The organism is Cobetia sp. L2A1, from assembly GCF_009796845.1.
In the GTDB taxonomy this organism is placed as follows: Bacteria; Pseudomonadota; Gammaproteobacteria; order Pseudomonadales; family Halomonadaceae; genus Cobetia.
In genome coordinates this window covers 640,027-652,783 of the sequence record NZ_CP047025.1, presented here as the reverse complement: position 1 = coordinate 652,783, position 12,757 = coordinate 640,027, and the positions used below count along the sequence as shown (strand labels likewise).

Sequence of the window (12,757 nt, the reverse complement as noted above, 5' to 3'; positions counted from 1 at the left end):
GAGAAAAAGCCCTGTCAGTAACCACTGACAGGGCTTTTTCAATAACGGTCTATGACGAGATATCAGACGACTTGTCGACAATCTTCTCGCGGTAGCTCACAAGCACTCACCGACAGCGCTCACTCAAAGCTCAGTTCTGCCCCGATGCGGCGTGGCTTCTGAAACGGTAACGAGTGATCGGTACCAGGTATCTCCAGCGACTGCCAACCTGAATGACGTCTTGCCAACAGATCATGATACTCACGCAAAGTATCGGGACTCTTGCCACCTACCATGCTGCGCACTTCGCCACCGACTGCCAGAACATCCGCCAGCAATGCCTCGCGATCAATCTCACGCACCGCGTGGGTGACGCAATCCAGGGCATTGGCAAAGCCAAGGTGGCGATGCGCCAGCCGCGCCACCATCATGCGTTCGGCCCGTGGATTACGTGTGCGGTGCGGCGAGATGAGGTCCAGAAACGTCGTGATCCCGGTCTCGGGGCTGGCCGCCTCGCGCATGGCTCGGGCAGCCTCAGCGTAACCCTCGCGTACCTTGAGCATGGTGGAGTGGCATTCACGCTCCAATAGCGCGGGCTCCAGCAGACTGATATTGCCAATGCGCACCTCAGGGCGTTCATGACGCAGCCGCTGGGCAAGCTTCATGGCGACCAACCCACCAAAGCTATACCCCAGCAGATCAAAGTGTGTGATGCGCTGTGTCTCCAGCAACGCCATCACATCATCGACGACCTGCTCGAGCGTAAAGGAAGGCTCGCCACCTTCGGGGGCCATCGTCTCACCCATCCCGCGCAGATCAGGAATGATCAGCTCATCATGAGCCCTGAGATGGCCAACCAACGGCGACCATGTCAGGGTGCCGGCGACACCTGCACCGTGCAGCATCAGCAAGCGTCGGCCACCTTGCCCTTCGCGGCGAATCAGGCGCTGCCAGAAGATCTGCTGATCAGGGCGCGAGAGCAGATGACGGCTGTGTTCAAACTCAGGATGCATGAGATGGACTCCGGTTGAGCGACTGACGCGTCAGAGGAGACGCAATCTCAAAAACAGGCACCTTAATCAGCTGTTGCGCTGACGACAAGGCACTAACGCAAGACGAGTGAGTGAATTGGCAGACACCTACGGACAAATCGGTTCGGGATGCCTAGAATGCCCTGTCCGCCAACGGAAGCTGTCATGACTATCACGCTCGAAATCGTCGCACTGCCCTATTCCATCGCCTCTGAAGACGAGGCCTCTACACTTTCCCGCTTCGCACGGCTACGCGTGCGCCCGGAGGCAGTGCTGCTCGATAGCGGACAGCCCTCCAGCGCGGGCGGGCGCTTCGACATCATGAGCAGTGATCCCATCGCCCTCCTGGAGCAGACCGAACAGGGCGGTAAGCTAAGTGGCCCGTTGCGTGACTCGCTCAGCGATCTGGACCGATTCAGTACAGCACTTGATCGTCTCGAAACCCTGCCGGTGATTGATGCCCAGCGCCAACTGCTGTCGCTGTTGCCCCACTCGCTTTCCGGCGAGCAACTTGCGGCGCATGATCTGGCCTCGAATGACCTGCCGTTCATCGCGGGCCTACTTGGTTATTGGAGCTATGACTTCGGGCGTGCATTGGAGCAGCTGCCGGTGGCGGCACAGGACGACATCCCACTGCCCTGGGCCCGACTCGGGCTGTATGACTGGGCACTGATCTGTGACCACAAACGCCAGCAAAGCTGGTTGATTGCCACGCCACAGCGACGCAAGCAGGTGCTTGAATGGCTTGAGCAGCCAGCGCCGAGCACAGAAGACTTCGTACTCGACACGCCCTTTGTGCCACTTCTCGATCGCGAAGACTATGGCATCCGCTTCCGACAGGTGATGGACTATCTCCACGCGGGGGATTGCTATCAGATCAATCTGACGCAACGCTTCTCCGCCCACTGCAATGGCGACAGCTGGGATGCCTATCGTCGCCTGCGCCAGGCTACGCCGACGCCCTACGCCGGCTATCTCAGCTGGCAGGATGGCAAGGGTGAAGAGATGGCCATCGTCTCTGCCTCGCCGGAGCGCTTCGTCGAGGTCAATCATCGCGCCGTCGAAACCAAGCCCATCAAGGGCACCCGTCCGCGCGGTGAGACCCACGAAGAAGACGCTCGATTGGCGGAAGAGCTGATGGCAAGCCCCAAGGACCGCGCCGAGAACGTGATGATCGTCGATCTGCTACGTAACGATCTCGGCCGTGTTTCAGCCCCCGGCAGCGTCAAGGTGCCCTCACTGTTTGCACTGGAGAGCTACGCCAATGTGCATCACTCGGTGAGTACCGTGACCAGCGAGCTGGCGGAAGGTCGTGATGCACTCGATCTGCTCGGGGCCGCCTTCCCGGGAGGCTCCATCACCGGTGCCCCCAAGGTACGCGCCATGCAGATCATCGAGGAGCTCGAGCCAGTTCGCCGCAGCGCCTACTGCGGCAGTCTCGGTTATCTGGATATCCGCGGCCACATGGACACGTCCATCGCCATTCGCACCGCCGTGATCGCCCAGGGTCGCGTGCATTTATGGGGCGGCGGCGGCTTGGTGGCCGACTCAGAAGAAGAGTCCGAATATCGTGAAAGCCTGGCCAAGATTCAGCGTCTGATGGAAGCACTCGCCGAGTGAGGGGAACACGAGCATCCGGACAGAAGATGAGGATGAGGGTAGCGTTATAAGCTCATGACGCTTCCATAACTCAATAGCATATAACCTTCAAACCAATTCGTATTGGGGAAGTGGTGCCTGCCTTTGATAGGGTAGGTGCATTCCCGCACGTCTCCTTGAGCGATCTCCGCCTGCTGATGGTAGTCACACCCGCTGATCAGCCCTGCGCTCCGCTTCTTCGGACGTGCCTTCGTTCTGGAGCCTCATCATGTCTAATACCTTCGATCTCGCTGGTATCAATACCGAGCTTGGCAATGACCCTGAAGCACTTGCCAAATGGGCGCTATCGCTGGATAAGCGTGCCATCTGCACGACCAATTTCCGTCCCTTTGAGGCAGTAATTCTTCATCTGGTCACACGTTATCGGCCCGACATCCCCATCGTGTGGATGGACAACGGTTACAACACCGATGCGACTTATCGCTTCGCCGATGAAGTGACGCGCAAGTTGAATCTCAATCGGATCATCTATCTACCGCAGCGCACTCGTGCGCACCGTGAAGCGGTCGATGGCCTGACGCCGCATATCGATGATCCGCGTCACGAAGCCTTCACTCGTGAAGTGAAGCTCGAGCCGTTCGAACGTGCCCTGCGTGAGCTGAATCCGGAAATGTGGTTCACCGCCGTACGTGCCAGTGATACCGCCTTCCGTGCCGGCATGCAGCCGATATCGCTGAATGGCGATGGCCTGCTCAAGGTCGCTCCGGTACTGAACTGGTCGTCCAAGCAGATGCATGAATACCTGGTCGCTCATGATCTGCCCAACGAGTTCGACTATGTCGATCCGACCAAGGCGGAAGACAATCGCGAATGTGGCCTGCACCTGGCACATTGACATTGGTAACCGTGCCAACGCTCACATCATGTGAGTATGCTGCCAGAATGCAAAAAGCCCGCCTCTCAGGAGGCGGGCTTTTTCATGCGCGGCTGATGAGACTCAGCGTACCGGTAGCTCGATATCGCGGAAGATCTCGTGCTCATGACGCGGCCCTGCCGCCAGTGCTGCCTCGACCCGATCACGCGTCAGATGTGGCGCGAAGCGCTCGACAAATTCAAACATGTAACTGCGCATGAAGGTGCCGCGACGAATGCCGATCTTGGTGGTGGAGCTATCGAACAGATGTGTGGCATCCAGCGCGACAAGATCCTGATCGGCGACGTCGTCCACCGCCATGTGGGCCACGATACCGATGCCCATCCCAAGCCGCACATAGGTCTTGATGACATCGGCATCCGAAGCCGTCAGCACCACGTTCGGCGTCAGCCCTTGCGTCTTGAAGGCATCGTCCAACTGGCTACGTCCGGTAAAGCCGAAGGTATAGGTAACCAGCGGGTAGTCCGCCAGGCACTCAAGCGTCAGGCCGCTGCCTTCGGCGACGGCCACCAGTGGATGGCCCTTCGGCACCAGAATGCAGCGATTCCAGCGATAGCAGGGCAGCAGGATGAGATCGTTGAACAACTCCAGTGACTCGGTACAGATAGCGAAGTCCGCCTGCCCCTCACTCACCATGCTGGCGATCTGCTTGGGCGTGCCCTGCTGCATGTGCAGTGCAACGTCGGGGTATTTGCGCGTGAAGTCGGCAATCACCGGCGGCAAGGCGTAACGCGCTTGAGTATGTGTCGTGGCAATCGACAGGCTGCCACGGCGATCATCACTGTGTTCCTGAGCGACGTGCTTGATGTTCTCTACTGTGCGCAGCACCTGGCTTGCCAGTTCGACGATCGACTCACCCGCAGGTGTCACACGCGTCAGATGCTTGCCGCTACGCGCGAAGATCTCGACACCCAGCTCATCTTCCAGCAGACGAATCTGCTTGGAGATACCGGGCTGAGAGGTATAGAGGCTCTGCGCCGTGGCCGACACATTCAAATTGTGACGGGTCACTTCCCAGATATAACGCAACTGCTGGAGTTTCATGCGACTTCACTCTCCTGAGAAGCCCCGTCAACGCAAGGTAGCGTGACAGTGGCCCAAACATGGCCGGCCACCCTGCTAAGATGATCGGGCGATAAAATCATGAATAATGATTCCTTTCGGGAATATACGCTCAAGAGTAGATTGGCGACAGTAACCTGACAAGGGGGTAGGTAGGGATGGAAGTCACACAACTGCTGCTATACATGCTAGCAGGCGCCGGAGTAGGGTTCGCGGTCGGTGTCACTGGCGTTGGCGGTGGCTCACTGATGACGCCTCTGCTACTCATGTTCGGATTCCCACCGCATGTCGCCGTGGGTACCGATTTGCTTTATGCCGCCATTACCAAGGCGGGGGGTGCCTGGGCGCACCATCGTCAAGGCCATGTGGACTGGACCATCGCGCGACGCTTGGCCATTGGCTCACTGCCGGCAGCGCTGCTGACCATTGCAGTACTGCATACCTTCTTCACTGACCCGACGGCCTACGCCGGGTTGATCAAGGGCATGCTTGGCGTGATGTTGATTCTCACCGCCGCAGTGCTGTTGTTCAAGAAGCGCTTGCTCAGCCTGATCACCCCGGAAAGCTTCATCGTGCGTCACGCCGCACCACTGACAGTCCTGTCAGGCATCGTGCTTGGTGTCTGCGTCACGCTGTCCTCCGTCGGGGCGGGCGCCTTCGGTGCCGCAGTACTGATCATGCTGTTCCCGTTGCTGACAACGGCACGTATCGTCGGTACCGATATCGCTCACGCCGTCCCGTTGACACTGGTCGCGGGGCTTGGGCATCTGTGGCTAGGCAATGTCGACTTCATGCTGCTAGGTGCGCTGCTGGTCGGCTCACTCCCTGCCATCAGCCTTGGCGCACGCTTGACGCGTCATATGCCCAGCGGGTTGCTGCAGGGCCTGCTAACCACACTGCTGTTGGTATTGGGCATTCGTTACGCCTTCTTCTGATCGCAGGAAAGCTGTCCCATCAGCGCGTTTGATCGTAGCGGCGCTGGCCATCAATCACGGGTCAGCGCCGTTTCTCTGTGTCTAGATATTCCCTCAAACCAATAAAACAGCTATAAAAACACATGCGATCATAACCCCCTGCTATTGTGCCGATGGTGAATGTCCATTTGTCAGTGATGGAAAGTGGCGCTACCATCGGACACAGCCTGCATGTCCCGGCATTGCCGCAGACAGCGAAACGAATCCCCTGGAGAAACAAGATGTCCAATCACGTCGATGTCACCGGCGCTAACTTCGAACAGGAAGTTCTTAACGCTGAAGCCCCGGTACTGCTGAAGTTCTGGGCTCCGTGGTGCGGCCCCTGCAAGATGATGGCGCCGGTGGTCGAAGAAGTGGCCAACGAGCGAGGCGAAGGCCTGAAGATCGTCAACGTCAATGTCGATGACGCGCCGGAAATTGCTGCCGAGCAAGGTGTGCGCGGCGTGCCGACTGTCATCCTGTTCAAGTCTGGCGCCAAGGTTGCGTCACTTGTCGGTGCCCAGTCCAAGGGCCAGCTGAGCCAGTTCATCGAGCAAAACCTCTGATAGAGCCTGCTTGAGCGCTACGGTCTCGATGCAATGATTGAGCCCGATATGTAGCATGGTGGGCCTCTTGGAATCACCTGGGCCCACGACTGGAAAAGCCCCGTCACGTATCACGTGACGGGGCTTTTTGTATGACTGATTGCAAGCTGTCTGCTCAGACCATCACTTCACTGGCTCACCTCATCCCGACATCTGTTGGCGCCGTCGAATGCGTCTCACCGAGGGACCCAGCAGGCGTGATACCCAACGGGTACTGGGATGAGAATCGAACGCGATTTTCAACGTCATGGTGATTGGCACCGACAGCAGCATCCCCACCGGTCCGAACACCCACCCCCATACGACCAGCGACAGGAAGGCGGCCAGTGTCGAGAGGCCCAGCGTACGGCCCATCACTCGTGGCTCGATCATGTTGCCAAGAATGAAGTTGATCGCCAGATAGCAGCCTCCCAGCAGCAGCGCCGTGACGGGGCCGCCCTCGGGCATTATCAGTGTCAACATCACTGCCGGAATGGCTGCCAAAGCTGAACCGATATTAGGAATATAGTTGAGACAGAACGCTAGCGTCGCCCACAGGAAGGCGTATTCGACCCCGAGCACCAGACAGCTGACGCCGACCAGGGCACCGGTGATCAGGCTGATCAAGGTCTTGACCGCCAGGTAGCGACGCAGCGTCAGTGAGAAGAGCGTGAAGCGCCTCAGGCTGACATGTGGGCTGCGTAGCGTACTGACCAGCTTGTCACGTAACGACAGTGCTTCGTACAGCAGAAAAGTCGCCGTCAGTATGATGATGACACCGGAAGAGAGTAGACCACTCAGCCCTGTGAGCAGGTTGGGTACCCACGGTGTCATTGATGCCGGATCAATCAGATCACTGATATTCGCTGGCGCAAAAGACAGGCCATGGCTGGTCAGCCACTCCAGAAAGCTTTGATAACTCTCACCCAGGCTCTCCTCCAGCTTGGGCATTTCATCGCTGAACGCCGTAAAGCGTGACACCAGCAATGCCGCCAGTGAAGAGAACAGCACACAGACCGTCAGTATGACGATAGGCACCCCAAAGTGCTGACCAATGCCATGCCGCGACAACCAGCGCACGGGGGCATCGCACACTGCCGCCACGAATACAGCCAACAATAGCGGTACCACCAGATCGGCCGCCAGTTTCATGCCACCGATGATGATGACCAGCGCAGCCATGCCGAGTAGCAATGGGTGGATTTCCAACGCCTTATGCACTGTCGGCCTGGCAATGGAGCGACCAGACAGCACGCGTGCTTCCTGCTGCCGCTCATCCCGCGGTACCTCCATACGCGTGGTAGCCTCTTCACTGGTCGTGCCTTCACTCAGCCCGGCATTGTCGCTTGGCTCCTGCTCACTCGCCTCTCCAGCAGAAATCGCCGTCTCCCCTGCCATCTGCGACGTTTCATGAATATCGTCCCTATGCATCCTGCCACCTGTGCTGTCATGCCCTGCGGCTCACTGCCCAATGCAGTGCCGCAATTCGCTTATATTGGCCGCCTATGTGAGCCAAGCCAAGTCCTGTCATTCAAGGTCCCGCAGAACCACAGATAAAAATGGGGAGACCGAAGTCTCCCCAAGAGTACCGAGTCAGAGCGCACTGACTGAAGGTATAGGTTTCATGCAAGCAACGGCGTCTTGCAAGCCGCTGTTTCTGATAAATATTTATGTTTCTCGTACAGCGTGTTTCACCACGATTCGCTTTATCAGGGCTGCTTCAATCAGCCGGCTTGACGGCAGACTCAGTGGCCCTCGCAACACTGGCGACATGCCTAGATCTCAAAACCACTGCCCAAACCTTCGACAGTGGGCGCCATCAGCGTCTCGCCACCAGCGCGAATCATGGCAGCATGGCCTTGGGTGCGGGGCAGGATGCGCTGGAAGTAGAAACGAGCGGTATCCAGCTTGGCCTGATAGAAAGCAGCATCACCTTCACCGGCGGCGAGCGCCGCACTGGCGGTTTCCGCGGCACGTGCCCACAGATACCCCAGCGTGACGTAGCCTGCATACATCAAGTAATCGACACTGGCAGCACCGACAGCCTCACGATCTTGCATCGCGTTCATGCCTACTGCCATGGTCAGCTCGCCCCACTCGCGGTTCAGTTCAGACAGCGGGCCGGTAAACTCGCTGCCTTCATTGGCCTGGCAGAACTTGTGAATTTCCTTGGTAAAGACCTTCAGCGACTCGCCCTGGCTCATCAACACCTTGCGACCGAGCAGATCCAGCGCCTGGATACCGGTGGTGCCCTCGTAGAGCAGCGTGATGCGCGCATCGCGCACGAACTGCTCCATGCCCCATTCCTGAATGAAGCCGTGCCCCCCGAAGACTTGCACACCATGATTGGTGGCTTCGAAGCCGGCCTCGGTCAGGAAGGCTTTGACGATGGGCGTCAGCAGCCCCAATACAGTCTCGGCACGCGTCTTTTCTTCGCCATCTTCGAAGCTCTCGACAATGTCATTGAGCTGAGCGGCGTACATCACCAGCATACGCCCACCTTCGGCAATCGACTTCTGAGTCAGCAGCATGCGGCGCACATCCGGATGCACGATGATCGGATCAGCGACCTTCTCCGGTGCCTTGGCGCCCGAGAGAGCCCGCATCTGCAAACGATCGCGCGCATAAGCCAAGGCGTTCTGGAAACTGACCTGCGCGAGTGCCACTCCCTGAATACCCACCCCAAGGCGCGCAGCATTCATCATGGTGAACATGCAGGCCAAGCCCTTGTGAGGCGGGCCAACCAGATAGCCGATAGCCGAATCGAAGTTCATCACGCAGGTAGAGTTACCGTGAATACCCATCTTGTGCTCGATGGAGCCACAGCTGACACCATTGCGCTCGCCCGCTTCACCATTGGCATTCGGCAGGAATTTGGGTACGACGAATAACGAGATACCGCGTGAACCTTCCGGCGCGTCCGGCAACTTGGCCAGCACCAGATGAACGATATTCTCGGAGAGGTCGTGCTCGCCGGCAGAGATGAATATCTTGGTGCCGCTGATGGCATAGCCACCGTTGTCATCCATCGCATCCAGCGGCACGGCACGGGTCTTGATCAGGCCAAGATCCGTGCCACAGTGAGGTTCCGTCAGACACATCGTACCGGTCCAGCGGCCCTCTACCAGTTTGGTGAGATAGGTTTCCTTGAGCGTCTCGCTACCATGATGCTTGAGCGCATCCATCGCGCCATGCGACAACCCCGGATACATGCCCCATGACAGGTTGGCCGATGCGACCATCTCGGACAACACCATCGCTAGTGAGGGTGGCAGCCCTTGCCCACCATGCTCAGGCGCAGCCGCCAGACTCGGCCAGCCGCCCTCAACGTACTGCTGATAGGCGGCCTTGAAGCCACTCGGCACCTTGACTTCACCGCCCTCAAAGGTACAGCCCTCGCGATCACCAGACTGATTGAGCGGAGTCAGCACTTCATTGGCGAAGCGCGCGCCTTCTTCCAGGATGGCACTGACGATATCTTCGCTCGCCTCATCACCTCCGGGCAGACGTGCGTAATGAGTCGGATAATCGAGCAGTTCATTCATCACGAAGCGAATGTCGCGCAAGGGCGCCTGATAGTCCGGCATGCTGTTCTCCTTGAGCCGTCGCGACGCGGCGGCGCTGACCTGACGCAGACACTCATGTGCACGAAAAAATGCATACCTGAATGATGCGTACTTGAATGATGGGGGCGTTAACAGGATGGCGATCGTCATGTTCTCGCTGGAAAGCATGACACGCAATCAAACATTCGTTTGAAATTAGCCTTTCACTCACTGCTCAGTCAAGCGATCGTTTGATTAATAGCCTGAGACATTGGTGGCAGAAGCCTGACAAACGGCAAATGACGGACCCAAAAAAGCCCGACCACTAGTGCGGTCGAGCAATATCTCCCCCAGAGATAAACAGTCCAGCAATTCATGCATTCGATGTCTTGTCTCAGACGCTATTCCCTTTGGATAGCGGGTATCAGGCCATGCGAATGCTACCGTCGAGGCGAATCACTTCACCATTGAGCATGGTATTGGTGATGATGTGTTCGGCCAGTCTGGCAAACTCATCGGGCCGCCCAAGGCGCTTGGGAAACGGTACCGCTTCACATAGCGCTTCGCGGGCCGGCTCTGGAATACCCGCCATCATCGGCGTCTCAAATACGCCAGGCGCGATGGCCATCACGCGGATACCGTGGCGTGCCAGCTCACGTGCCATCGGCAATGTCATACCCACCACCCCCGCCTTGGAAGCACTGTAGGCGCATTGGCCGACCTGACCATCAAACGCCGCCACCGACGCGGTGTTGATGATGATGCCGCGTTCGCCATCCTCGTCTCCCGTCGGATTGCGCGCCATGCGTGCCGCTGCGAGGCGAGCCACATTGAAGGTGCCGACAAGATTGACCGCAAGCGTTCGCTCGAACCCTTCCAGCGGCGCAGGCTCCCCTTCGCGATCCACCAGCTTGGCCACGCTGACGATGCCAGCGCAGTGAATCACGCCCTGCAGACTGCCGAATATCTGCTCAGCAACATCGAGTGCAGCGTCGACACTGCTGCTGTCAGTAATATCGCAATGGCAGAAGCGAGCAGATTCGCCAAGCGCTTCGGCTTGCGCGCGCGCAGCTTCAGACACATCTGCCAGTACTACTCGTCCACCTGCCGCCACAAGGCGTGCAGCGGTTGCAGCACCAAGACCGGAAGCCGCCCCCGTGATCAAGAAGCAGTGATTGGCAATCTTCATGCAAAACTCTCCCAAAAAGGGCAAGGCAGGCTAGCTGTCAGCCCGTCAGCGACTATGGCTTAGACTATTCAATCTTCACGTGCCTCGGCGCGCAGCAGGAAGCGCTGAATCTTGCCTGACGGTGTTTTGGGCAGGCTGTCGACGAAAGCAATCTCACGTGGATAGCTGTGTCCGGAGAGTCGCTGACGCACACTCTGGCGGATTTCATCCGCCAATGCTTCGCTGCCGACATGGCCGTCACGTAGCACGACATAGGCCTTGATGATCTCGCCGCGGATATCATCCGGCTTCCCTATAGCGGCAGATTCAGCAACCGCTGGATGCACCAGAATGGCATTCTCGACATCTGCAGGCCCGACGCGATAGCCCGCCGTGGTGATGATGTCGTCATCGCGCCCTGCAAAGGTGAAGCGGCCATCGGCCTCGGCCACCACCACATCGCCGGTCAGGTAATAACCCTCCACGCAAGGCTGCTTCTCCTGCCAGGTGTAGCCCGCGAAGAAGTGGGCGGGAGAACGTGCGATGTCCACCGCCAGCACGCCCGGCTCACCCGGCGGCAGCTCACGATACTCGGCGTCCAAGACTGCCAGACGATAGCCGGGCAGCGGGAAGCCGACGCTACCGACGACGATCTCATGTGCCAGCGCGTGATGATTGCAGCAGGTCATGCCTGTTTCGGTCTGGCCGTAATGATCCATCACCGTACAGCCCAGCTCGCGCTCGACCCATCCCACCACCTCGGTATTCAGTGGCTCGCCGGCAGAGCTGGCCACACGCAGATTCAGCCGTTCAAAAGCGCCTTCGCAGACACCAGAGGCCTTGAGCATGCGATAGGCCGTGGGGGCGGCCGCGAAGTTGTCGATGCGGTGACGCTCCATGAAGGCCAGGCCGCCCTCAGCCGTGAACGGCGACTGCATGAAGTAGGTTGTTGCCCCCAACAGCAGCGGACCAGTAATGGCGTAGTAGAGACCATAGGCCCAGCCGGGGTCCGCCATGTTCCAGAAACGCTCGCCGGGACGCAGATCAACGGCCAACCGCTGATAGAGCCAAAAGGCTGGCAATGCGTTCAGTGCCACAGCCACGCCCTTCGGCTTGCCAACAGTGCCGGAAGTAAACATCTGCAAGAAAGGCGCATCACTTGATAACTGTACTGGCGGCTGCGATAACGGCTCACTTTGCATGAGTGCGTGCCAATCAAGATCAGCACCCTGCAGCGCTTCATCCTCACGCCGCACACAGATGATGGGGGGATGGCGCTCCAACGCATCGAATTTGGATCGCTGTCCCGTCTCGGTAATCACCACTCTTGTCTCGGCACGCATCAGACGATATTCAAGTGCATCAGGTCCGAAGGCCGTAAACAGTGGCTGATAGACCGCCCCTAAACGCCATGTCGCCGCCAGCGCAATCATCAGCTCCGGCGTGCGCGACAACATGCAAGCCACACGATCTCCCGGCCCAACACCCTGAGTTGCCAGCGCCGTGGCCATCCGCGCACTCAAGCCATCCAATTCCGCATAGCTCAATTCGCTGACATTGCCGTGCTCATCCTCGTGCACCAGCACCAGTGCCTCGCCATGCCCGGCACGTAGATGGCGACCCACACATGCCTCGAAGGCATTGCCGATAAAGCCATCAGCCTCTGGCGTCAGCAGCTCATTACACAGGGCGTCTATATCGAAGCTAGCCAGATAATCGCTCAGTGTCTGATTGGGGGCTGGCTCGAAAGCATGGCCCGCGACAGAGGACCGAGAAATAGCGCGAGAGATGAGGCTGGTGGGATGGGTATCCTTGCTAGCGCGTGACGTGCGGATTGTTGTTGTATCGCGTGTCGTCATGGCGTGTCTGGCTCCTAGGGTAGACTCCTGGCGCAGGGCAGCA

Annotated in this window: 10 protein-coding genes; 4 read left to right on the top strand and 6 right to left on the bottom strand. The window is 58.5% G+C overall.

The genetic code is table 11. From position 1 onward, the window contains the following. Window positions 1-119 precede the first annotated feature (119 nt). Window positions 120-992, bottom strand: coding sequence for an alpha/beta fold hydrolase (locus tag GQR90_RS02810; protein ID WP_158772797.1), 873 nt, complete (start codon window positions 990-992; stop codon window positions 120-122). A gap of 183 nt (window positions 993-1,175) precedes the next feature. Between GQR90_RS02810 and pabB the strand changes: the two genes are divergently transcribed. Both pabB and GQR90_RS02800 read left to right on the top strand, forming a co-directional pair. After that, window positions 1,176-2,630 (top strand): aminodeoxychorismate synthase component I, encoded by a 1,455-nt coding sequence (gene pabB, locus GQR90_RS02805; protein ID WP_158772796.1) that lies wholly within the window; start codon window positions 1,176-1,178, stop codon window positions 2,628-2,630. A 247-nt stretch (window positions 2,631-2,877) separates the two neighbouring features. Beyond that, entirely contained in the window at window positions 2,878-3,504 is a 627-nt protein-coding gene (locus tag GQR90_RS02800; RefSeq protein ID WP_158772795.1) for a phosphoadenosine phosphosulfate reductase domain-containing protein, read from the top strand. A 102-nt stretch (window positions 3,505-3,606) separates the two neighbouring features. Here the strand turns inward: GQR90_RS02800 and cysB are convergent, their stop codons facing one another. After that, a complete protein-coding gene (cysB, locus tag GQR90_RS02795) occupies window positions 3,607-4,587 on the bottom strand; it encodes an HTH-type transcriptional regulator CysB (protein ID WP_158772794.1) in 981 nt (326 codons plus the stop codon). Window positions 4,588-4,763: 176 nt separating this feature from the next. On the opposite strand from cysB, the gene GQR90_RS02790 reads away from it, so the two are divergent. Next, window positions 4,764-5,540: a sulfite exporter TauE/SafE family protein gene (locus GQR90_RS02790; protein ID WP_158772793.1), complete on the top strand. Its 777-nt coding sequence runs from the start codon at window positions 4,764-4,766 to the stop codon at window positions 5,538-5,540. A 260-nt stretch (window positions 5,541-5,800) separates the two neighbouring features. Next, complete coding sequence (gene trxA, locus GQR90_RS02785; protein WP_024952398.1) at window positions 5,801-6,124, top strand: thioredoxin; 324 nt, start codon at window positions 5,801-5,803, stop codon at window positions 6,122-6,124. Window positions 6,125-6,304: 180 nt separating this feature from the next. On the opposite strand, the gene GQR90_RS02780 is transcribed toward trxA, so the two are convergent. The 4 genes from GQR90_RS02780 to GQR90_RS02765 form a co-directional block, all read right to left on the bottom strand. Continuing rightward, complete coding sequence (locus tag GQR90_RS02780; protein ID WP_233266405.1) at window positions 6,305-7,573, bottom strand: AI-2E family transporter; 1,269 nt, start codon at window positions 7,571-7,573, stop codon at window positions 6,305-6,307. 344 nt (window positions 7,574-7,917) lie between these two features. Then, window positions 7,918-9,729 carry an acyl-CoA dehydrogenase C-terminal domain-containing protein gene (locus tag GQR90_RS02775; protein ID WP_158772792.1) on the bottom strand — a complete coding sequence of 604 codons (1,812 nt, stop codon included), beginning with the start codon at window positions 9,727-9,729 and terminating at the stop codon, window positions 7,918-7,920. A 382-nt stretch (window positions 9,730-10,111) separates the two neighbouring features. Then, window positions 10,112-10,876 (bottom strand): SDR family NAD(P)-dependent oxidoreductase, encoded by a 765-nt coding sequence (locus GQR90_RS02770; protein WP_158772791.1) that lies wholly within the window; start codon window positions 10,874-10,876, stop codon window positions 10,112-10,114. A gap of 68 nt (window positions 10,877-10,944) precedes the next feature. Then, complete coding sequence (locus tag GQR90_RS02765) at window positions 10,945-12,714, bottom strand: AMP-binding protein (RefSeq protein WP_158772790.1); 1,770 nt, start codon at window positions 12,712-12,714, stop codon at window positions 10,945-10,947. Window positions 12,715-12,757: the final 43 nt, after the last annotated feature.